Origin of the sequence: Nitratireductor sp. PBL-C9 (assembly GCF_050877045.1) — a bacterium.
GTDB lineage: Bacteria > Pseudomonadota > Alphaproteobacteria > Rhizobiales > Rhizobiaceae > Nitratireductor > Nitratireductor aquimarinus.
Genome location: NZ_JBPAXW010000003.1, coordinates 257,528 through 278,903, shown reverse-complemented (window position 1 = coordinate 278,903; position 21,376 = coordinate 257,528). Strand labels below are relative to the sequence as shown.

Annotated in this window: 26 protein-coding genes; all 26 read right to left on the bottom strand. The window is 63.1% G+C overall.

Features of this window, described 5'->3' with window-relative positions; all coding sequences use genetic code 11:
• Positions 1–92: 92 nt before the first annotated feature.
• Positions 93–359 (bottom strand): flagellar biosynthesis protein FliQ, encoded by a 267-nt coding sequence (gene fliQ, locus ACRTG1_RS08865; RefSeq protein WP_007008607.1) that lies wholly within the window; start codon positions 357–359, stop codon positions 93–95.
• Between the two features lie 3 nt (positions 360–362).
• Positions 363–767, bottom strand: coding sequence for a flagellar hook assembly protein FlgD (gene flgD / locus ACRTG1_RS08860; RefSeq protein ID WP_206544156.1), 405 nt, complete (start codon positions 765–767; stop codon positions 363–365).
• 3 nt (positions 768–770) lie between these two features.
• A complete protein-coding gene (gene flbT, locus ACRTG1_RS08855; RefSeq protein ID WP_113152891.1) occupies positions 771–1,208 on the bottom strand; it encodes a flagellar biosynthesis repressor FlbT in 438 nt (145 codons plus the stop codon).
• The gene (flaF, locus tag ACRTG1_RS08850) at positions 1,205–1,555 is read right to left on the bottom strand and encodes a flagellar biosynthesis regulator FlaF (RefSeq protein ID WP_113152890.1); all 351 of its coding nucleotides are present in this window, start codon (positions 1,553–1,555) and stop codon (positions 1,205–1,207) included. The genes flbT and flaF overlap by 4 nt, the downstream gene beginning before the upstream one ends.
• A 32-nt stretch (positions 1,556–1,587) precedes the next feature.
• A complete protein-coding gene (locus ACRTG1_RS08845) occupies positions 1,588–2,637 on the bottom strand; it encodes a flagellar hook-associated family protein (protein WP_206544154.1) in 1,050 nt (349 codons plus the stop codon).
• Positions 2,638–2,648: 11 nt separating this feature from the next.
• Positions 2,649–4,109, bottom strand: coding sequence for a flagellar hook-associated protein FlgK (gene flgK / locus ACRTG1_RS08840; RefSeq protein WP_432516099.1), 1,461 nt, complete (start codon positions 4,107–4,109; stop codon positions 2,649–2,651).
• A 37-nt stretch (positions 4,110–4,146) separates the two neighbouring features.
• Positions 4,147–5,403 carry a flagellar hook protein FlgE gene (locus tag ACRTG1_RS08835; protein ID WP_206544152.1) on the bottom strand — a complete coding sequence of 419 codons (1,257 nt, stop codon included), beginning with the start codon at positions 5,401–5,403 and terminating at the stop codon, positions 4,147–4,149.
• Between the two features lie 99 nt (positions 5,404–5,502).
• The gene (locus ACRTG1_RS08830) at positions 5,503–6,177 is read right to left on the bottom strand and encodes a response regulator transcription factor (protein ID WP_113152886.1); all 675 of its coding nucleotides are present in this window, start codon (positions 6,175–6,177) and stop codon (positions 5,503–5,505) included.
• Between the two features lie 139 nt (positions 6,178–6,316).
• The gene (locus ACRTG1_RS08825) at positions 6,317–6,871 is read right to left on the bottom strand and encodes a transglycosylase SLT domain-containing protein (RefSeq protein WP_432516098.1); all 555 of its coding nucleotides are present in this window, start codon (positions 6,869–6,871) and stop codon (positions 6,317–6,319) included.
• Positions 6,843–8,132, bottom strand: a complete 1,290-nt coding sequence (locus ACRTG1_RS08820; RefSeq protein WP_297564928.1) for a flagellar hook-length control protein FliK — start codon at positions 8,130–8,132, stop codon at positions 6,843–6,845. The genes ACRTG1_RS08825 and ACRTG1_RS08820 overlap by 29 nt, the downstream gene beginning before the upstream one ends.
• On the bottom strand, positions 8,129–9,472 hold the full coding sequence (locus ACRTG1_RS08815) for a chemotaxis protein (protein WP_206547789.1): 1,344 nt from the start codon (positions 9,470–9,472) through the stop codon (positions 8,129–8,131). The genes ACRTG1_RS08820 and ACRTG1_RS08815 overlap by 4 nt, the downstream gene beginning before the upstream one ends.
• Positions 9,469–10,803 (bottom strand): MotB family protein, encoded by a 1,335-nt coding sequence (locus ACRTG1_RS08810; protein WP_206547788.1) that lies wholly within the window; start codon positions 10,801–10,803, stop codon positions 9,469–9,471. The genes ACRTG1_RS08815 and ACRTG1_RS08810 overlap by 4 nt, the downstream gene beginning before the upstream one ends.
• Positions 10,800–11,456 (bottom strand): hypothetical protein, encoded by a 657-nt coding sequence (locus tag ACRTG1_RS08805; protein WP_432516097.1) that lies wholly within the window; start codon positions 11,454–11,456, stop codon positions 10,800–10,802. Before ACRTG1_RS08805 ends, ACRTG1_RS08810 begins: the two co-directional genes overlap by 4 nt.
• Positions 11,456–13,096 (bottom strand): flagellar basal-body MS-ring/collar protein FliF, encoded by a 1,641-nt coding sequence (fliF, locus tag ACRTG1_RS08800; RefSeq protein ID WP_113152880.1) that lies wholly within the window; start codon positions 13,094–13,096, stop codon positions 11,456–11,458. Before fliF ends, ACRTG1_RS08805 begins: the two co-directional genes overlap by 1 nt.
• A gap of 119 nt (positions 13,097–13,215) precedes the next feature.
• On the bottom strand, positions 13,216–14,085 hold the full coding sequence (locus ACRTG1_RS08795; RefSeq protein ID WP_206544147.1) for a flagellin: 870 nt from the start codon (positions 14,083–14,085) through the stop codon (positions 13,216–13,218).
• A 204-nt stretch (positions 14,086–14,289) separates the two neighbouring features.
• Positions 14,290–15,159, bottom strand: a complete 870-nt coding sequence (locus tag ACRTG1_RS08790; RefSeq protein WP_206544146.1) for a flagellin — start codon at positions 15,157–15,159, stop codon at positions 14,290–14,292.
• 238 nt (positions 15,160–15,397) lie between these two features.
• Complete coding sequence (fliP, locus tag ACRTG1_RS08785) at positions 15,398–16,135, bottom strand: flagellar type III secretion system pore protein FliP (protein WP_206553691.1); 738 nt, start codon at positions 16,133–16,135, stop codon at positions 15,398–15,400.
• Entirely contained in the window at positions 16,132–16,632 is a 501-nt protein-coding gene (locus tag ACRTG1_RS08780; protein WP_113152876.1) for a flagellar basal body-associated FliL family protein, read from the bottom strand. The genes fliP and ACRTG1_RS08780 overlap by 4 nt, the downstream gene beginning before the upstream one ends.
• A 24-nt stretch (positions 16,633–16,656) precedes the next feature.
• Positions 16,657–17,361: a flagellar basal body L-ring protein FlgH gene (flgH, locus tag ACRTG1_RS08775; RefSeq protein WP_113152875.1), complete on the bottom strand. Its 705-nt coding sequence runs from the start codon at positions 17,359–17,361 to the stop codon at positions 16,657–16,659.
• On the bottom strand, positions 17,358–17,852 hold the full coding sequence (locus ACRTG1_RS08770; protein WP_246747192.1) for a MotE family protein: 495 nt from the start codon (positions 17,850–17,852) through the stop codon (positions 17,358–17,360). The genes flgH and ACRTG1_RS08770 overlap by 4 nt, the downstream gene beginning before the upstream one ends.
• Positions 17,853–17,879: 27 nt before the next feature.
• A complete protein-coding gene (locus ACRTG1_RS08765) occupies positions 17,880–18,956 on the bottom strand; it encodes a flagellar basal body P-ring protein FlgI (protein ID WP_244974854.1) in 1,077 nt (358 codons plus the stop codon).
• A 23-nt stretch (positions 18,957–18,979) separates the two neighbouring features.
• The gene (gene flgA, locus ACRTG1_RS08760; protein ID WP_113152872.1) at positions 18,980–19,447 is read right to left on the bottom strand and encodes a flagellar basal body P-ring formation chaperone FlgA; all 468 of its coding nucleotides are present in this window, start codon (positions 19,445–19,447) and stop codon (positions 18,980–18,982) included.
• Positions 19,448–19,453: 6 nt separating this feature from the next.
• Complete coding sequence (flgG, locus tag ACRTG1_RS08755; protein ID WP_113152871.1) at positions 19,454–20,242, bottom strand: flagellar basal-body rod protein FlgG; 789 nt, start codon at positions 20,240–20,242, stop codon at positions 19,454–19,456.
• 12 nt (positions 20,243–20,254) lie between these two features.
• Positions 20,255–20,563 (bottom strand): flagellar hook-basal body complex protein FliE, encoded by a 309-nt coding sequence (locus tag ACRTG1_RS08750; RefSeq protein ID WP_206544144.1) that lies wholly within the window; start codon positions 20,561–20,563, stop codon positions 20,255–20,257.
• Positions 20,560–20,979, bottom strand: a complete 420-nt coding sequence (gene flgC, locus ACRTG1_RS08745; protein WP_113152869.1) for a flagellar basal body rod protein FlgC — start codon at positions 20,977–20,979, stop codon at positions 20,560–20,562. The genes ACRTG1_RS08750 and flgC overlap by 4 nt, the downstream gene beginning before the upstream one ends.
• 3 nt (positions 20,980–20,982) lie before the next feature.
• Positions 20,983–21,360 (bottom strand): flagellar basal body rod protein FlgB, encoded by a 378-nt coding sequence (gene flgB, locus ACRTG1_RS08740; RefSeq protein ID WP_113152868.1) that lies wholly within the window; start codon positions 21,358–21,360, stop codon positions 20,983–20,985.
• Positions 21,361–21,376 lie beyond the last annotated feature (16 nt).

The following is a 21,376-nucleotide window of genomic DNA, read 5'->3' as shown; positions in this document are numbered from 1 at the left end:
AGGCGTTCGCACGCCTTTGCGCCGAAGCTAGCGTCTCAAGCTTGCGCGAAAGAGGAGCGTGGGAGGATTGCCGGCTGTAATTAAGGCTGGGTCTAGAACCCGCCCTCGATGCGCTGGAAGATGACGTTGCTGAAGCCGGAGATCTGCGAGGCGACGAAAGGTGCGGAAAACGCCACCGCAACGAGGATCGCAACGATCTTGGGCACGAAGGTAAGGGTGATTTCCTGCACCTGTGTCAGGGCCTGCACAAGCGCAATGCCGACGCCGACCACCATGGCGACGATGACCGCGGGGCTGGATGCCACCAGAACGGTCCAGATCGCATACTGGACGATATCGAGGGCGTCGGCTTCGTTCATGGCCTAGCGTATCACAACGCCGGGGCCGACGGGGATCTTGTCGCCGCTTTCCAGCACGGCCATCACGCCATCGCTGTAGAGGCGCACTTCGGCAACCGTTCCGGTGATCTCGCCATCGGCGGAGGTGACTTCGCGGCCGACCAGGCTGCCGGCCTGCGCCAGCGCCGAGGCCTGAAGGATCTGGTCGAGCTTGGCATTGGCCTGCACCGACTGCTCCACCTGCGAGAAGCTGGCGAGCTGGGCCACATAGTCGGTGGATTCCATCGGGCTCGTGGGATCCTGGTTCTTCATCTCGGCCACGAGAAGGCGCAGAAACGACTGGTAGTCGACGGTCTGCGGCGCGTTGGCCTGCCGGGCGGCGCCGGCCTTCTGGGCCTGCTGTGCGCCCGAAGTCGCTTCGACGTTCATGACTTACTCCCCTGCCATTGCAGCCAGCCTGTTGTCCCCGGTGGGCGCGGCAGGCTGTGCGATGATCTCGTCTTCGATTGGATAGAGCGCGCGGATTTCCTTCAGGGCGTCATAGACCTGCCCGTTGGAAACGAGTTCCTCGACATGCTTGAGGCCGGCGCGAATGCGTTCATTGGTGAAGCTGTCGAGCAGGCGCGGCAGAAGCTGATTGAAGAGCCGGCGCGCATCATCGGCGTTTTCCGGCGTGATCAGCATGATCTGCACCGTGAAATAGACCTGGCGCAGCGGCGTGCGCGCATCCTCTGCCTGCAAAACGTGGTTCTCGAGCAGGAACTGGACATTGTTCAGGAATTCGAGCGTCACCTTGCGGTCGGTCTTGATGACCGCGCCGTTGACGTAGATCTTCTCATTCGCCTTCAGGGATATTTTCAGTGTGCTCATTGCTGGATGCCGTCGCGAATGATCTGCGACACCTCTATGAGGCCGTCCAGGTTCTGGGAACGCCCCTGACGGACTTCTTCACCTTCGCGCAGAAGCCATAAGCCGATGGAGATGAGATTGGCTCTCAACTCATTGGGCAGTTCGTTGTCCGGGCTGCCGAGATCGTCGATGAAGGCGGTCCAGACGCGCATCATGAAGTGAATGGCCTCGACAGCCTCCTGCGAGTTCAGGCCCTTCTCGCGCGCCCTCTGAAGAAGCTCGATCGATCGGCTCAGAACCTGCTCCTCCCTGTCCCGGGCGTCGGCAAGCGAGTCTGTCTGAACTTCGCTGTAGGAAAACTGGTACATGTGCTTCCCGTTCGTTTGGTTCCGGCTGTCGGTTAACGCAGATAGTTGAGCAGGCTGAGCTGCTGCAGGCGGGCGGTCAGTGCATAGGATGCGTCAAGCTGCGCGCGCAGGTCGTTGACCCGTGTCGCGGCTTCATAAGGGTCGATGCCCTCGCTGTCCTTGATGAGTGTCTTGAAGAGATCCACCTGCGCGGAAACCCGCGCGCTGGCGTCTGACACGCGGTTCTCCACGACGCCGGCATGCGCCTGCGCATTGGCGATGTCGGCAATGGCCTCGCCGACCATGGTGAGTGATCTTTCGTAGAGTACGTTGCGGGCTTCTTCGCCAAGCGGTCCGTTGAGGAGGTCCGAGATGGTGGCCGCTGCCATGGCGAGCTTGCGGATGCCGTTCTCATTGGCCGTCAGCGAGGTCTCGGCCGTCTCGTTCATGGCGATGCGGCTCGTGATCTTCTGGTTCGATGCGCTGGACCAGTTGGTTTCCCAGCCCGCGCCGGTGAACTGCGGCTCCACATAATTGGTGATGAAGTCGTCCATGTCGGCCGCGCTGATGGTGGCGGCTGCCGGATCGTCGCGCGTGAAGCCGAACTTGGCCATGAAGGCGGCGTCGAAGGTGGTCTTTGCCGGCGAGCCTGCATCGTGGAAATCGGTCAGCGGTTTCACGTCGGTGTTGATGCCCGCGAACAGATATTCGCCGTTCAGATTGGTGTTGAGCACGCCGGTCAGCGTTTTGAGAACACGCTCCGCCTCGGCCTGCGAAACGGCGACCTGATCGATGTCGGATTTTGCTGCGGTCAGCGAGGCGAGCAGGCTCTGGCCCATGTCGCCGATCTGCGACATGGCGTTCTGCGTTGCCGAAAGCCGGTTGGCGGCGAGCGCGTTTGCGTCGATCAGGCCTTTCAGCCGGTCGATGTTGCGGTCCATGGAGAGATTGCGGCCGGCATGCGCGCCAAGGGCGATGCCAACATCGGAGTGACGGCCGGTCTGCGACTCCTTCAGGCTCTCGGCCAGCTCCGACTGCATGCGCATCGTCTGATAGCGCAGCGTCTGCGACATGGCGAGCGATGAGATGAAGGAGGTTTTCATGTGCTCTCTCTCTACCGGGTGGCCTGCATCAGGGTTTTGAGCATTTCGTCGATCACCGAGATGAGACGTGCGGACGCTTCATAGGCGTTTTCCAGGTCCAGCAGCAGCGCCATCTCGTTGTCGACATTGACGCCGGTTGCATTGGATAAGGCCGTCGCCGAGCGCACGGCGAGCACCTGTTTGCCTTCAGCTCCGCTCGCCGCCTGCTTGCGGGTGGCTTCCAGCCAGCTCACGGAATCGAACGAGAAGGCCGTGACGCTGCGGGTCGTATCGAGCCCGGCCAGCGGGTCGAAGGTCATCGGCTCGTCAAGCCGCTGGGAATAGCTGAGGAGCAGATCCGAATAGGATGCAGCACCCGTGGTGTTGTGCAGATAGACCGCGCCATTCGCGCCGCCGTCGCGCAAGAGCGACGGGTCGCCGCCGGCATTCTTGTCGAAGGCGGCATTGACGCGGATTGCGCCCGCCAGGCCGTCGATCAGTGTGCCAGCCGGCGGAATGCCGGGGCCGCCTGCCCAGTTGAAGAGACCGGCCATGTCCGGCTGTATGCCGCTCGGATCGGTTTCGGCGAAGGCGGTGATGAGGCCGCGCGCGACTTCGTCGAGCTGGCGCTGCATCTGAAGGGCGGTCTGGTCGCGCAGCTGCAGGGCTGCCGCGATTGAGCCCTTGGCGTCGGTGTTGCCGCCGCTGCCCGGCACCAGCGGAACACCGTCCACATAGACCGCATTGCCGGTCGTGCCGGGGCCATAGGCCGTGTTCGGTGTGAAGGTGACGGGACGCGGGACCGTCTCGAACATCGTCGCGCCGTCTGCGGTGACGATGACCATGTCGTTGGCCGCACGCGTGGTGGTGGAAATCGCCACATATTCGGAGATTTTCTTCAGGAGCGCGTCGCGGCGGTCCAGCGCGTCGGAGATGTCGCGGCCCGCGCGGGTGCCGTTGACGATCTCGGTGTTGACCGTTTCGAACTCGCCCAGAAGGTAATTGAGGTCATCGACCGCCGTGACGATGTCGCGGTCGGCGTCGGCGCGGAATGTCTGGACGCCATTGGCGCCGTCATTCAGCGAGCGCACGACCTGATGCGCGGACTGTACCGCGCTTTCGGCGAGCGTGGCGTTGGAAGGCGTTGCCGCGTAGAGCTGCATCGCCTCCTGCAATTTGCTGATGGCGGTGGCCGGCGCATTGGCGTCGTCCACGCCATTGACCGTCAGGCGCATCGTGTCGAGCCCGCCGGACATGGCTTTCTGCCCCTGCCATGCGGAGATGGCAAAGAGGTTCTGCCGGAACAGGACCTCGTCGGCTGCCCGCCGGATCTGGGCGATGCGCGCGCCGGGGACCATGCTGGTCAACAGCGCGCTGCGATGTGCGTAATCGGGGTTGCTGGCTTCTGAAACGTTGCGTGAGACGACGGAAGTCCGGCGCGAGGTGTTGAAGAGCGCGGTCTGTGCGATGCTAAGTGCGGATGTCAGTGACATTTATATTCTTCCACTTCCCCGTTCCAGAAATCGACGCTTATCGCTTCAGGTTGACCAGCAGTTCCATCAGCTCCGAGCCGGTCTGGAACGACTTGGAGTTGGCGGTGTAGTTGCGCTGCGCCTCGATCATGTCGGTAAGCTCCTGGGCGATGTCGACATTGGAGCTTTCGACCGCGCCGGCGACGACCTTGCCGAGATTGCCCGAACCGGAGAAGCCGAGCTGTACGCCGCCCGAATCCGCGCTTTCGGAGAACACGTTTCCGGTGATCACGTTGAGCTGGTCGGGGCTCTGCACATTGGCGAGCGGGATGCGGTAGAGAGCGCGCATGGAGCCGTCGGCATACTGCGCGAAGATGGTGCCGTCCTCGGCGATCTCCACGCTGTCGATGGCGTAAGGCGCGCTGCCGTCGACTTCGCCGGTCACCGAGAAACCGGTGTCGAGCTGGGTCATGTCGGACAGGTCGATGGTCAGCGCATCGCCGCCGGGCACCGTCAGCGAAATGTCTGTCGGGCTGCCGCCGGCCAGCTTGCCGTTTGTCGGATCGAAGGTGAGCGTGGTCGTTGCAAGCGGCGGATTGGCGTAGGGGAACGACGTGTTGGGCGCTGCATCCGCCCGGTCGTAGACCGTCATCTCCCAGGTGTCGGGGCCGGTCTTGGTCATGTAGACGTCGAGCAGCTGCTTGCCGCCGAGATTGTCATAGGCGACCAGCGAGCTCTTGTGGGTGTACTGCGCCGTCGCGGCGTTGGCGGAGGGGAGATCGGCTGCTGCAACCGCAGTCGAGCTTGCCGGCAGGTTGGCTGCGAGCTTGCCGTTGCGCGAGGGCGTTGCGACGAGTTCCGACTGGGCGATGGTGACTGCTTCAAGGCCGGCATAGCCGTTTGCGGTGACTGCGGGCGTGCCGTTGGCGTAGCTGTAGCCCATGAGCTTGTAGCCGGCGGCGTTGACCAGTTCGCCCTGGGCATTTGGAACGAAGGAGCCGGCGCGGGTCAGGAAGGGCTGTCCGTTGGTGCCCTGAACGACGAAGAAGCCGCCGCCCTCAATGGCGAGGTCGGTGCCCGACGTCGTGTACTGAAGCGGACCGGACTTGGAAATCTCATAGCGGATCGACGTGGTGACGCCGCCCGAATTGTAGGACCCGCCGGACGATGGCAGGACGAGCGAGGAGAATTCAGCCTTCGCGCGCTTGTACCCATTGGTGCTGGAATTGGCGATGTTGTCGGCAACGGTGGACAACCGGTTGGATTGTGCCGCCATGCCGGAAACGCCGGTACGCATCATGCCGTAAAGGCCCATCGGAAGTCTCCTCGTAGTCTACGCCGATTGCAATCACGGTAGGGGATGTGACTTGCGTGAAACTGGTGGTGGCGCGTTTTGAGGAAGAAAACTGGCGGATTATCCGTCCGCCAGCCTGTAACCGAGGTACCGCTTGGAATCGATGGGATCGAAGCCGAGCTTCTGGCGCAGTTTCTTGCGCAGCTTGCTGATGTGGCTTTCCACGACGTTCTCTTCGACGTCTTCGTCGAAAATGCCGTAGATGGCGTTGAAGATCTGGGTCTTGGTCACGCGGCGTGTCGGGTTGCCGGCCAGATATTCCAGAATGCGGCGCTCGCGGCGCGGCAGGGGAAGAGGCTCGCCGGACACTTCCGGGTCGCGCCCGTCGAAATAGATGCGCATGGCGCCGATTTCGGTGAAGGTTGCCGTATCCTGCTGGGCGCGGCGGCGAATGGCCGTGATGCGCGCCAGGATTTCGCGGATGTGAACGGGCTTGCGCACGACATCATCGACGCCCCATTCGAACATGCGCAGCGTGTCATCGAGCGAATTGCGCTCGCTGAGCGCGATCAGCGGTGCTGCCGAACGTTCGCGGATGCGCTGGGCGCGGATGTCGCCTTCGTCGCACTGACCGAGAAGAAAGGCGCTGACGGCCTTCAACTCATCATCTGCAACGGTTTCGACCCATTCTCCGAATTCCTGCGGCGCGAAACCCGCGCTCGCCACCCCTTCTCGATTGAAAAGTGAGTGGTAACCTTCCGTCACCAGCTCACGCTCGTCTATCACCACAATCACCGGCCCGCCCTCCGAATCAACTAATGTGTCAAGTGGTAACTGGTCGGGCGAATCGCGCACAACTATGAATTCTCAGGAGTCAATAATGGGGAGTCCGGAGAGCGGTCCGGCTTCCGGTATCGCTGTTCAGTAGATTCAATTATGGGTTGCAGAAACTGCGTGCCTCTGGCGTCCACGCTCCGAAGCCGGTCGCGACCATGTTTGTGATGACGCGGCAGACATAGCGTTTCTGTGCCGGGTCGTTATTCGGCCCGGCATGATAGCGGGCCACCGCCATTGACCAGGAACCGTGACGCTTCTTCAGCTGAACCAGAAAACGGGCGGCGTAATCGACATTCTGGCGGGGGTCGAGCATGGCGTTCAGATTCCTGAATTGATCGCCATGGTAGTGGTGGTTGATCTGCATGCAGCCCAGATCGATCAGCTTTCTGCCTTTCCTGCGCGCCTTCTCGAAGGTGCGGATCGCCTCACTGGTGCTACGGGCGAACACGGCCTTGCCTTCGATGTTGAGCGCGTGGGGCTGGAGGCTGCCCTTCACGCCGGTCTCGGTGAGGCCGACGGCGTAAAGAATGCCAGGCGGAACATGGTAGCGTTCGGCTGCGCGCAGGATTTCGCTTTCGCAGGCATTGGTCGCGGCCTGAGCGCCTGCGGTGAGAGCTGCGAGGCTAAATATAAAGGCCGTTATTCGCCGCATCGCCGCCATCCTGCGTCTGCCGTCCCTCACGGCCCGATTGTTCGCGTGAGGAGCGTTCGCCATTGCCTCCGCGCGAAAGGTCGCCATCGTTTTGACCGTTCATCGACTGGAACCCGCCATCGCGCGTGTTGCCGCCGGTGGCAGTGTTGCTCTGGCCTCCGGGTGCGGATTGCTGGACGGTCACGCGGTCGATGTCATAGCCGAGCGAGCGCAGCGCCTTGACGATGCTCTCGCTATCGGTGCTGAGGCGATGGCGGGCTTCCGCGTTCTCCACCTGCAGGTCGACGGTCAGCTGATCGGCGACAATGCGCAGGCGCGCCGTGACAAGGCCAAGCTCTGCCGGCTGAAGCTGGATCTTCAGGGTCTGGACCATGCGGCCGGCTTCACCCTGTTGCGTGGTTTGCAGATGTGCGGCTTCACCGGCTGCGGCGCGCTGGGTGGCTGCAGCCTGTTCGCTGCTCGCTGCCGGTGCAGGCGCGCGCTGGATCGACACAACGCGGATTTCGGGCTGGGGCTGCTGCTGCGGGCCATCGCGCAACAGCGTCTCGCCGCCGCCGCGCGTCTGGTTTTCGCCTCTGCCGGTCTGGACCGGCTGTTCTTCCGGCGTCCGGGAAACGGCCTTTTCGCCAAGTGCGGCATTGGCTCTGGCCGTTGCGCTGGCTGCCTCGGGCAGGGCGCGGGCGGGCTGGTTTAATGCGGATGCAGGAGCGGAGCGCTCGCGCGCACGGTCGCCTGCCTGTGGCGCGGGCTGCGAAGCGCCTGCCTGCGAAGCGCCTGCCGTCTGTGCTGCTGCTGCGGCATTTGCGGGCAGTTCGGGCTGCGCCGGGGTCGTTCCGCTTTTGCCGGCGGTGTTCGCCTGCTCCCCGGTGGTTTCTGCATCGGCATTCGCCGGGATGGCGGCATGGTCTGCTTTGGCTGGTGTGGCGGCTGCCGGCGGCGCGGCAGGCGTTTCGGTCGCCTGAGCCGGATTTGCCGGAAGGGCAGGGTCGGTAAGGGCAGGGTCGGCCGCGCTGGCGTCGCCCTCTGCAGTCTCGGTTTCCTGCGTGTCCATCTGGTGGGGCAGGGTCCAGCGGATGGGACGCCATGCGCTGTCTTCGCCCGGCGTTTCCTCACCGGGCGCGGATTTGGTTTTCTTGGCCGCGCTTTCCTGAAGGGCTTCTTCAAACCCGGCTTCGTCAGCAGCGCCATTGGCGCGCTTGTTCGGTGCTGAATCGAGTGCCTGTGCGGCAGCGGGCAGTCCGCGACTGATGGCAGCGTTCATTGACCGGTTTCCTTCTCAAGCAGCGCGTCGATGTCATCGAGCTTGCTGCGCATTTCCAGCATGTAGGCGTCGGCGGCTTCGTTGATCGGGTCGCCCGGGAATGCGGCCTCCACAGGCTCCTGCGGCGCGCTCTCCGGCTGCGTCTCCACGAGGTCCGGGATGAGATCGGCGTCGGGAATGATATCCGGCAGAAGCGGGTCGTTCTGCGGCTCCGGTTGTACGGCGACGGGCGCCGCGGCAGGTGTGACGACGGGCACGGCGGCAGGTGCTGGGGTGGGTGCCGGCTCTTCGGACACGGCCGAGGTGTGGCGGGGCTCATCGAGAACCGCCTTGGCGATGGTTTTGGCCGCGTCTAGCAATTCACGGTCGGGGGCCGAGAGGCGTTCTGCATCCAGACCATTCAGCGCGGCGAGCACCTCGTCCACATTGTCGGAGGTAACCGACGCCATGTTTGCGTATAGAATGGCGCGGGGATCGCTCTCACCCTCAGTCGTCTGGCTGTAGGACATGGCCTTCATGGCGGCGAAGGAGAGAAGCCGGTCGTAGCCCTCGATGGCGCTCTTGCGGGCGAGGCGCAGATAGACGATGCGCGCCTGCTCGTCGGACATCTGTGCGGTGACTTCATCGACCATGGTCGGATCCACCGTGTCGTGCAGCTCCACCACGGCGGCCACGAACGTGTCGACGAACTGGGTCGCATAGGGCGAGCGCAGATAGCGCCGGACATATTGCTCGGACGCGCGCGAGAGGCGCTCGGTATCGTTGAGTGCTGCGGCCAGCGGAATGCTGCGGCGCAGGGCTGCTTCCTCGATGAGCGTGCCGGGGCTTAACAGCCTCGCCTGATCCAGCATCTTCACGGCGAACAGGGGATTGTCACGCGCCGTGACCGTTGCGCTGACAAGCGCGACCGACGGACCGACTTCCGGCGGCAGCGTTTTTGGATCGAGCGTCTGCAATGTGGCGCGGGCCGAGGCATAATCGCCAAGCGCGTAGTGCACGATGGCCTGACCGAGTTCGGCCTTCTTGCCCTCAAGCGTGAGCCTGGAGAAAAGCAGTTCGAGCGTCTTCGGATTGCCGCCGCTCAGACCGTAGATAAGCAGCGCCTGGAGGTTTCGCTCGTCTTCGAAATCTTCAGGCGTGGCGTTTCTCATGCGGCCGTCGATGATGCCCAGAAGCTTCTGCTGCATGGGGAGTGCTGCGTGATCGCCATCGGCGATGCGGTCCTGCACGCGCTGGAGCGAACGCACCATCTGATAGGGCTGCATGGCCGCTGCCTGGGCGCTGTTGTCGAGAAACATGCCCGCCACCAGGACAGCGGCCAGTTTCGCAATCACTCTCATTGCGGCACTTCCAGCAGGATTTCGATGCGGCGATTGGCGGCCGCATAGGGGTCTTCGGGCACTTTCAGCTTGCGGTCGGCAAAGCCGGCGACCTGTTCGATGCGCTGCTCGTCGAGACCGCCGCGAACCAGCATGTAATAGGCTGCCTGTGCGCGGGCGCTGGAAAGACGCCAGTTGTCGTAGGTCTCGCTGCGGAAGGGACGCCCATCCGTGTGGCCGCGCACGCTGACATTGCCCGACTGATCGGAGAGGGTCTGGCCGATCTTGTCCATGGCGAGCACGAGATCGCGTTGCGGCACGGCGGAGCCGACCGGGAACATGCCGTTTTCCAGATCGTCGGTGATGGAGACGAGCACACCTTCATCGGTGGCGACGACCGAGATGGAGCCTTCCAGAGGGCTGCCGGCAAACTGCTGTGCAAGCTGCTCGCGGATCTGGTCGGCGAGCTTCTGGCCGCGCTCGCCTGGCGTTTCCTCAGGGGCAGCGGTTTCAGCCTCGGCGGTCGCGTCTGCCTGTTGCGCGACGGGCGGCACGGCCTCGACCGGTTCGGCCTCTGCCTTTTCTTCCGGCTTGAGGGGCTGGACGTCTGGAACGGGCGTCAGGGCGATGGCGTTGCCGTCGCCCTCCTTCGGCGCTTCGCGGGCGACGGTTGGAGGCGCATTCTTGCCATTCGTGGGCAGATCGACATCGCTGCCGGCTGCGTTTTCGCGCACATCGTCGGGATCGCCCTGAACGCCGATGCCGGGGCGGGCAACCTGCTGCGACCAGAAATCGGGTGCAAACGGGTCGCGGTAGGATTCACCACCCGACGCGCCCGATGACGGGCCTGCATTCTGCGCGCCGCCTTCGCCCTTGGTCGACACGTTCTGCATGGTGTCGGTGTTCGACGCGATCTCGGCCAGAACGGCATAGGGATCGGAGAAAAGGTTTTCGTCGGAGAGTTCGCGCGTGTCGGAGGTTCCGACGGCGCTTTCAAAGCTCATCGGGCCGGAGGTCTGGTCGTGATCCTGCGAGGGTGCGCCGGGCGCATCGACCTCGACATCCTCCGGTGCGGGATCAGCCGGATCGCCGTCCAGACTTTCCAGACCCTTGCTGTTGGTGCTCTGGTCGATCAGCTTTACGGGATTGAAATAGCTGGCAAGCGCGGTCTTGGTGTCGTCATCCGTAGCGTTGATGAGCCACATGACCAGGAAGAAGCACATCATGGCGGTCATGAAATCCGCAAAAGCGATCTTCCATGCACCGCCATGATGGCCCTCGTCCTCGCCGCCGCCGCCACGGCGAACGATGATGATCTCGGATGCCCGATCCTCGTTCTCGGCCAAACTCATGAGATCAATCCTGCCAGTGTTTCCGACCACTCGGTGAGCCGCGTTTCAAACAGCTCTTCATCGATTGTGACGCTTATGTCGAAGCCCGGCGCTTCGGCGAAATCCACGTGGCTGGCCTTTTCGCCGAGCCCGGTTTTCAGCGCCTCCCAGAGGGCCGGCGAGCCGCTGACGCGAATGCGCAGGGCCTCACGATCATCGATGGCGCTGCGCACGACCCGCTCCAGTTCGGTGATGGAGCGTTTTTGCAGATCCTCGGTGAGGACTGATCCAAGCATGCGCGCGGTTGCCTGCGTGGCGAGCTCGACCACCTGATTTTCCAGAACGGTGAAGTGCTGGGTGATGGTCTGGCCGGCGGCCTCGCCAAGCTGGGCGCGCAGTGCGTCCATCTCGTCGGCATGGCGCTGGCGTTCCTGCTCCATGGCCTCGGCATGTTCACGTGAAAGACGCTCCGCCAGTGCAATCTGTGCGGCCGCGATGAGTTCGTCCGTCTGGGTCTGGAGCGGGCGGACGGGCTCTGCCGCTGCCACCGGCTGCTCGTCCGGCTGGGAGAGCGGGTTGAAACCGTGATCCGCCGCATGGTCGCCGGGAGAAGGCGGCGGCGTTGGCGCGCCGAAATCCGGCAGAACGTCGAACAGCGAGAGGGCGGGGGGCATCAGCTCGCCTCCGCCTCAACGCGCGCCCACTTGCGCAGGATGTGCGCGGTGCGCTCCTCATTGAGGTCGACCATGCGGGCCAGACGCTCCTGCGGTGCGGGACGGATCTTCAGGCGATGGGTGCCATATGTGTCGTCTTCCTCGAACTCGGTCTCGGAGTAGCCGCCATCGGTGAGGCGGGCCTGCTCTTCTTCCGGGTTGGGCAGCGAACGCTGCATCTCTTCATCGGCAGGCCCCTGCGCGATTGCCGGGCGCATCAGGTTTGCGCCGAGCGGCTTCAGGCCGAACCAGGTGACGAGGAAGGCGACCAGAATGAAGGCGGCTGCATTGATGAGCGTGCCGGTGTGCTGGCCGACGGCGTCGATGATGCCGGGTTCGGCGACCGGTACGCCATCCAGACCATCGATGAACTCGACGGAGGAAACGTTGATCACGTCGCCGCGCGTTTCGTTGAAGCCGGTGGCCGAAGCGACGACTTTCTGGATGTCGGCGATGCGCGCATTGATCTGGTCAGGGGTCGCGTTCGGCCCGAGAATGTCCATGATGCGTGCCTGATTGACCACGACGGCGATGGACATCTTGTCGACGCTGTAGCCGTTGCTGGTGGTGGCGATGCGCTTGGTGTTCAGCTCGTAATTGGTCGTTTCCTCGCGGCGCTCGCTCTCCTCGGACGATTTCGGTCCGGCACTTGCGGCGGCCTCGTCTTCGGGCAGGTTCTGGGCGACGGAGGTGGGCTGGATTGCTGTTTCGCGGTTGGCGCTGTCGCTGGAGCGCACCACCTGAACCGAGCGCTCGACGCGGGAATCGGGATCGAAGATGACTTCTTCGATCTGGCGCGCGTCCGTGTTGACGTCGGCCTTCACGCTGGCGCGGAAATTGTCCGGTCCGAGATACGGAGAGAGTGCGCGGCGGATGTTCTGTTCGATCTGGTTTTCCACGGTGCGTTCAACGCCGATGGAGCGCTGTGCGGTGCTGTTTGACAGATCGTCGCCGGAAGCGAGCAGCGTGCCGGTGGAATCGAGAATGGTTACCTTTTCCGCGTCGAGCCCCGGCACGGCGGCGGCCACCAGATAGCGGATCGAGGAGGCGGCGTTGGTGGCGTCGAGGCTGGAGGCGCGGATGACGACGGATGCGGAGGGCTGGCGCTCTTCGGTGCGGAACGTGCCGCGCTCCTGCATGACGATGTGGACGCGGGCGGCCTTGATGCCGGTCAGCGACTGGATGGTGCGGGCGATTTCTCCCTCCAGCGCGCGCACCCGCGTGACCTGCTGCATGAAGGTGGTCAGGCCAAGCGAGCCGACATTGTCAAAAAGTTCGTAACCGGCATTGGTGCTGCTCGGCAGGCCTTTTTCGGCGAGGAGCATGCGCGCCTGCGCGGTCTTGCCGGCGGGAACCAGAACAGCGGTTCCGTCCGAGACCACGTCGAAGCCGATACCGGCTTCGCCAAGCACCAGACCGATCTGGTTCACGTCGGACCGGTCGAGCCCGACATAGAGCGTTTCGTATGCGGGTTTGTTGAGATAGGCCGCGCCCGCGACAACGACGGCCATGACCAGCGCCAGCATGCCGCCCAGAAGGGCGAGCCGGCGGGGGCCGAGGCTTTTCAGGTTAGCGACAACGGTCTGAATCTGCTCAGGCAACGCCCAATGCTCCCATACGAATTCTGAAGGGAGAGTAGACGCCGAAGCTTGTGCGAAAATGAAATGGGGCCGTTTCGCGGCCCCATTGGAAAGAATACCGGGATGTGCGGTGCGGTGTCTTACTTGAACAGCGCGAGAATGCTCTGGGCGTTCTGGTTGGCGATCGACAGGGCCTGAATGCCTAGCTGCTGCTGAACCTGAAGGGCCTGCAGGCGCGTGGATTCCTCGTTCATGTCGGCATCGACAAGCTGTCCGACGCCGCGCTCGATGGAATCCATCAGGTTGGAGACGAAGTCTTTCTGCAGGTCGAGACGGGTCTTCGCCGCGCCGAGATCGGCTGCGGCATTGGACATTGCCGATAGGGCGGTTTCGATATCGGTCAGATAACCGTCAATCTGGGCGTCCGTGCCGTTGGCGACGATGTCGATCAGCATGATGTCGTCAGCCAGACCGCCGGCGGCGCCGCCGGCAGCGAACAGCTTGACGCTGCCGATGTCGATCTTGATGGTGCCAACGGTGACAGCGCCTGCGGAGGAGCGGTTGTAGGCGGAAACCACTTCCATATCGCCGGTGTCGTCGGTCGCCAGAATGTTGGTGCCGGCATAGCTTGCGCCCGTGGCGGCGCTCTTGATGTGGTCAAGCAGGATGCTGATTTCGGCCTGGATCTTGCCCTGGTTCTCGGCGCTTGCGCCGCGTGCGGTGACCAGCTTCGACTTGATGGCGTCGACGGCTTCCAGCACGTTGTTCATGGCGGTGTAAGAGGTGTCGACCTTGCCTGCGCCCAGACCGAGTGCGTCCTGCACGGCGGATAACGCCTTGTTGTCGGAGCGCATGGTCGTTGCAATCGACCAGTAGGCGGCGTTGTCGCTTGCCTCGGCGACGCGATAACCGGTGGAGATGCGGCCCTGAACCACGTCCATGGACTTGTTGGTCATTTTCAGGCTCTGCAATGCAACCATTGCAGATGTGTTGGTCATGATGCTGGCCACGTGATCACCCCTTTGTTCAGCCGCCCCCGATCAGCGCCATGCGATGACGCCGGGTATGGTTAACAATAGGTAGGCACACATGGTTAACAGGCTGTTAACGCAGGTTAACTGTTATGGATGAGGCCAATAAAAAACGGGCCGTTCTTGCGAACGGCCCGCGGGTCTTGTGAAAGATACCGGTGCCTGAGCACCGGGATCAATCCATTAGCGGAACAGCGAAAGGATGTTCTGCGAGTTGGAGTTGGCGATCGACAGCGCCTGAATGCCCAGCTGCTGCTGAACCTGCAGGGCCGACAGACGGGCCGACTCTTCGTTCATGTCTGCATCGACCAGCTGGCCAACACCGCGCTCGATGGCGTCGGAGAGTTTGCCAACGAAGTCTTTCTGCAGATCGACGCGCGACTTGGCTGCGCCGAGCTCTGCTGCCTGGTCGGCGAGGGCGGCAAGAGCCGTCTCGACGGTGCCAAGAGCCGTGTCGACTGCCGCGTCGGCAACCTGGCCGCCGGAAGCGTCGAACAGAGCGGTTGCAACAACGTTTGCTGCAGTACCGGCGGTGCCGGCTGCATCGAGCACCAGAACTTCGGCGCCCGTCAGCGTGACTTCGTCGATGGAGACGGTCGTGCCGGTGCGGTTGTAGGAAGCGACGATGTTAACATCGGCGTTGTCCTGGATGATGTTGGAGCCGGCATAGTTGGAGTTGCCGACGACCGACGTGATGTGCTCCTGAAGCGAATTGATTTCGCCCTGGATCTTCTGCTGGTCTTCCTGCGAAGCGCCGCGTGCCGTGACAAGCTTCTGCTTGATCTTGTCGACGGTGTCGATGACTTCGTTGATGCCCGTGTAAGCCGTGTCGACTTTACCGGCGCCGAGACCCAGAGCATCCTGAACGCTGGACAGGGCCTTGTTGTCGGACTTCATCGAAGTCGCGATCGACCAGTAAGCTGCGTTGTCGGCAGCTTCACCAACGCGCAGGCCCGTCGAAATGCGGGACTGGGTGGTGGCCATGTTCTTGGAGATGGTGTTGAGGGTCTGCAGCGCGGTCATTGCCGACGCATTGGTCATAAGACTAGACATGGGATAAACGCCCCTGAAATACAAAATAAACGAGGGACATACCGGGCTGACCGGTTTGACGGAGTGGCATCATGCCCTTGATCCCGTTGCAGGATCTGTCCGCCATGCACGAGCATTTATGGCGGCGATTTCCTACCAAAAGGATAACCGGGAAAGTTAATTTGGAAGAGTCTGGAAAATTTTTGTCGGCTCTTCAGGCAGGGCGGATCACGCCGCCCCGCACTTCTGGATCAAAGCCCTAAACAAATGACCGGACGAGACTGCCCACGAGCAGGTTCCACCCGTCTATCAGGACGAAGAAAAGTATCTTGAACGGTAGCGATACGACGGTCGGTGGCAGCATCATCATGCCCATCGACATGGTGATGGTTGCGACGATCAGATCGATGACCAGGAATGGCAGCACGATCAGGAAGCCGATCTCGAAGCCGCGCCGGATTTCAGAGATCATGAAGGCAGGCACCAGCACACGCAGATCGGCGCTTTCGACCGTGACGTCGATGTCGGCATTGCCGCGTTCTGCGGCGAGGTCGGCAAAGAGGGCGAAATCCTTCTCGCGCACATTGTTGACCATGAAGCCACGGAACGGCTCCGTGATGCGCTGCACCGCGTCCTGTTCGCTGATCTCGTTGTTCATCAACGGCCGGATGCCGTCCGCCCAGGCCCGGTCGAATGTGGGGGCCATCACGTAGAAGGTCATGAACAGCGAAAGGCTGATCAGGATCAGGTTGGCCGGTGTGGTCGGCAGGCCCATGCCGGCGCGCAGGATCGAGAAGGCAATCACAAAGCGGGTGAAGCTTGTGACCATGATCAGGATGCCGGGCGCGACGGAGAGAACCGTCAACAGGCCGAAAAGCTGGATGATCGTGCCGATGGTCGATCCGTCCGCGCCGGTCAGCGCGCCAAGATCGATGGACTGCGCCGCCGCTGCGGAGGGCGCAAGCACGGCGGCAAGGGTCAGGAATAAACGTTTCATTCGAACAACAGCGCCCTGAAGAGGATCTGCTTGACGGCGCCGTCGCTGCGAACTCTGGCGCGTTCTTCCAGATCGGAGCGCAGATGCTGGAAGCCGCTGGCCGTTTCCACCTGGCGCAGCTTGATCGTGCGCAGATAGGCAAAGAGATCCTGATGGACGGCCTCGGCAATAACCGGGTCGGGCTCACCCTCGAAGACCAGCGCCATTTCCGCGCGCACCCAGATTTCGCTGGGCTCGGCGAGATTGGTGGTGATTGGCTCGATCGTGTAGACGCCAACTGGACCGGGAACGGCAGCCTGTTCGCTGCCGGCATTGCCGTGCGCTGCGTCTTCACTTTCCGCCGTGCCGCTTTCCTCGACGGCGGTCCTGCTTTCCAGATAGCTGCCGGCGAACCAGGCAGCGCCACCGGCAAGCGCCGACATGACCAGCAGGATGGCCAGCTGGACGACGAGGGATGGTCCCTTGCTTTCCGGTGGTTGTTGTTCGAGCAGCGCCATGCGTGTTGAGGCTCCAGCGGCGGGTTAGAAGGGAAGCACCTGATCAAGGAACTGCTGGCCGTAGGGCGGCTGCTGAACCTCGCTGATCCGTCCGCGCCCGCCATAGGAGATGCGCGCTTCGGCGATGCGTTCGTAAGAGATCATGTTCTGCGGGTTGATGTCGCTCGGCCGCACGATGCCCTCAATGGTGAGGATGCGCAGTTCCGCGTTGACGCGCACTTCCTGCGTGCCGCGGATGCGCAGATTGCCGTTGGACAGAACCTGCGTGACGACGGCTGCAACGAGCAGGCGGATGTTTTCCGAGCGCTCCGTCTGGCCGCCGCCGGTGGTGGAGGTGCCCGAACCAATCTGCCCTTCGGCTGCTGCTGAAGAACCGGCACCGCCCACCGAATAGGAGCCGGACAGGCCAAGGCTGCGCGAGGCGTCGCGGGAGCGCTCCGACTCGTTCTTGAAACGCGCCTTGTCGTTGATCGAGATTTCGACCGTCAGGATGTCGCCCACATTGAGCGCGCGGGCATCGGTGAAGAGCCGGCTCTGCTTGTCGTCCCACAGCGAATAGCGGGTGAGGGCCGGGGCCGGGCGTTTTGGATAATTGTAGGCGGCCATGACTTCCGGGTCGATGGTCGCGCCGACCTGGGTCATGGCCGGTTCCTTGCCGATTTCCTTCATCGACTGCGAGCAGCCGGCGACCAGCGCCAGCGGCAGAATCAGTAGGGGCCGGAACGTCATGACGGGTCCTCCGGCCGCGCGGCGCTGGCGATGATGGTCGTCAGCGTCGCTGCGGACTTGCTGTTCATTTCATTGAGGATGATGCCGGCCGTGCGTGGCTCGAGCTTCATCAGGATGGCGGCGGCGAGTTCGACGCGCACTTCCGCCAGTCGTTCTGCGGCGGCGTCGGGCCGCATGGACGAATAGATCTCGACAATGCCTGCCTCGGCCTGCGCCAGAAAGATGTTGCGGCGCTGGAGCCAGCCTTCGTAGTCGGCCCGCTTCTGCTCAAGAGCCGCGATGCGTTCGTCTACTTCGCCCTTGAGCTTTTCCAGCTCCATGGCCTGAAGGGCGTAACGGCGATCGCGCGCCGCATCGGCGATGTTGGCGCAGAAGCGTTCCACTTCGGCGGGCTTCATGGCGGCGGGATTTTCTGCTGCCAGCGCGTGCAGCGGTGCAAGCTGCGCGGCAAGGAGAACGCCGGCGAAAGCGCCCGTTGCGAATTTCTTCAATGGGTTCCTGCGAGACATGCGGCGCACCTATTGCAGCACGAGTTCGGCCTGCAACGCGCCGGCGGACTTGATGCCCTGAAGAATGGCGATGATGCCATCGGGCTTCACGCCCAGCCGGTTGAGGCCGGAAACGAGGGTTTGCAGGTTGGGGCCGTCCAGCACCGCCACTCTGGCGTCCGGCTGGGTGGCTTCGATTTCGGTGAACGGCTCGACAGCCGTCTGCCCGCGCGAGAAGGGTTCGGGCTGAACTACGCGCGGCGTTTCTGTGATGCGCACGGTGAGCGCGCCATGGCTGATGGCGACGCGGGAGATGCGCACATCATTGCCGATGACCACGGTGCCGCTGCGCTCATCCACCACGACGCGGGCCGGTCCGTCGGATTCGACCATCAGGTTTTCGATCTCGGCGTAGAAACGGGCGTAGGAAACGCCCTTGGGCCGGCGAATGCGGATGGTGCGCGCGTCTTCTTCCTTGGCGAGTTGCGCGCCGAAACGCGGGCCGGTGTAGGAGTTGATGGCGTCGGCAACACGCACGGCGGTCGAGAAATCAGCATTGCGCAGCTGAAGCACCAGCGTTGCGCTGTCGGACATGGAGGCCTCGACCTTGCGCTCGATGATTGCGCCGCTGGGCACGCGTCCGGATGTGGGCACGCCCTGGGTCAGCGTTTCGGCCTGGCCCTGCGCATTGAAGCCGGAAACGATGACGGAGCCCTGCGCCACGGCGTAGATCTCGCCATCGGCAGCGCGCAGCGGCGTCATGACCAGCGTGCCGCCGGCAAGCGATGTGGCGTCGCCCAGCGAAGAGACGTTGACGTCGATGCGTGCGCCCGACTGAACGAAGGGCGGCAGGTTTGCCGTGATGATGACGGCGGCGACGTTCTTGGCGCGCGAGCGCACGCCTTCGGACGCGATGCCGAGATTTTCGAGCATGGCGCGCATGGACTGTTCGGTGAAGGGCGAGTTGCGCAGGCTGTCGCCGCTGCCCTGAAGGCCGATCACCAGACCGTAGCCGACAAGCTGGTTGTCGCGCGCGGCCTGCAAGACGGCGATGTCCTTGATGCGCGAAGCCGCGCCGGCCGGGAGGGCCAGCGTGACACTCATCATCACTGCGAAAAGGAGACGGGAAATCATATGGCGCCGACCTCGACGGTTCCGTCAGCGAGGACCACACCGGTGAAGGTGCGGCCGCTTTCGATATTGCGCAGGCGGATCATGTCACCGGCTGCCCCGTGCTCAAGCGGCACGGCGCGCAGCGAGATGGAGAGCGCGCCTTCATTGAAGGTGACGGTGACGGGGCTGCCCGTTTCCACCAGATAGGCCTCACGGACATAGCTGATGGGAATGAGCCGGCCCGGCAGCAGGGTGCGCCGGGCGACCTTGCCGTCAATGTCTTCCAGCATGCGGGCAACGGCGGTGTTGCCGCGCGGCGGGCGGCGCAGCATCACCTCGTTGAGCGCATCGACGGAGATCGTCTCGCCGGGATAGATGACGCGGGTGGACACAACCGCCTGCTCCTGCGCCACAGCCGAAAGGCCCGTGGCGAAGAGGCTTGCCAGTGCGAGGAAAAGCGCGGGGATGGGGTTGTGCCGTATCATGCGAACCTACCGGATCGACTGGGTGACAGTTGCGGCCATTTCGTCGGCCGCGCGGATGACCTTGGAGTTCATCTCATAGGCGCGCTGCGCGGAGATCAGCTCGGTGATTTCCTTCACCGGGTCCACGTTGGAGCCTTCGAGATAGCCCTGTTCGATGACGGCGAAGCCCGGATCGCCCGGCACGCCCTGAATGGCCTCGCCGGAAGCCGGCGTCTCACGGAAGAGATTGTCGCCGATCGGATCGAGACCCGCTTCATTGGCGAAATTGGCGAGCGTGAGCTGACCGAGATCCTGAAGGTCGGCCTGTCCGTCGAGACGGGCGAAGACCTGGCCGGTCTTGTTGATCACGATCTCGATGGCGTCCTCCGGCACGATGATGGCCGGATTGACGTTGTAGCCCTGCGTGGTCACGAGCTGGCCGGTGGCATTGGTGTTGAAGGAGCCGGCGCGAGTGTAGAGCGGCTCGCCATCGGTGCCTTCGATCTCGAACCAGCCCTTGCCGACCAGCGCCACGTCGAGCTTGTTGCCCGTGTTGTTCATCGGGCCCTGAATGTGGAGGTTGCGCACGGCTGCGGCCTTCACGCCAAGACCGACATTCGCGCCTTCCGGCACGATGGCCTGATTGGCGCGGCTCGGCACGCCCTGCATGCGCTCGGTCTGGTAAAGCAGATCCGAGAACTCGGCGCGGGCGCGCTTGAAGCCCGTCGTGTTGATGTTGGCGATGTTGTTCGCGATGACTTCGAGGTTGAGCTGCTGGGCGCTCATGCCGGTTGCGGCGATCGAAAGGGCTTTCATGGATCAGGCTCCTCAGATGGCCATGCGGCTGATGTCGAGATAGGCGGTGACGAGCTTGTCGCGCACGGCGATGGAGGCCTGCAGCGCCTGTTCGGCGCTCATCACGGCATCCACCACTTCGCGGGTGTCGGCCTCGCCCTGCAGGGCCTTGAGCGAAACGCCTTCGGCATGGTTGAGCTTGGCAACCGTGCTGGCCGCCGCCTCGCCGAGCATGGCGGAGAAAGCCTCGCCGGTTTCGGATGCGGGCATCTGGCGGGTGGGCTGAAGGCCCGTGGTCTCGGTCAGGGTCGAAGGGGCAATGCTGCCGACTGGAGGGATCATGACTGGCTCCGCATCAAATCAATGGTCATGGAAATGAGTTCGCGCGCCTGCTTGATCACCTGCAGGTTCGCTTCGTAACCGCGATTGGCCTCGCGCATGTCGGCCATTTCGATCAGCACGTTCACATTCGGCATCTTCACGTAGCCGCGCTCGTCCGCCGCCTCATGGCCGGGGTCGAACTGCAACGTGAAATCGGACGGGTCGCGGGCGACCGAGCCGACCTCGACGACGCTGCCGCCGATATTGCGGTCGAGTTCCGCGACGAAGCTTATCGTCTTGCGGCGATAGGGATCGCCCCCGGGGACGTCGCTGGTGGACTTGGCGTTCGCCAGGTTTTCCGAAACCACCTGCATGCGTTCGGACTGCGCCTGCAGGCCGGATGCGGCGACTTTCAGGGAAGCGGAAAGCGGATCCAAGATTTACCCCCTCGACGTGGTCATGAGCATGCGGTGAAACGCCTTGACGATGGCAGTGTTGAGCTCGAACGAGCGGCGCACCTCGCCGGCATTGGACAGCTCGTCTTCCATGTTCACCGTGTTTTCCGATGGCAGGACTGCCGGGTCATCCTTGCTGGTCACGGAAAAGGAGGCATTCGTTGCGCCAAACTGCAGATGGTTCGGATTGGTGTTCCGGAGCGCCACCCGCGTGCCGTTCAGAACGTTTTCGAACGGCTCCACTTCCAGCGCCTTGTAGCCGGCCGTGTTGATGTTGGCGACGTTGCTGGCCACCGTCGTCTGACGCACGGACAGCCATTTGGCCTGCTGTGTGGCGAGGTCGAACAGATTGACGGGCTGCATCTGGCAAGTCTCTCGG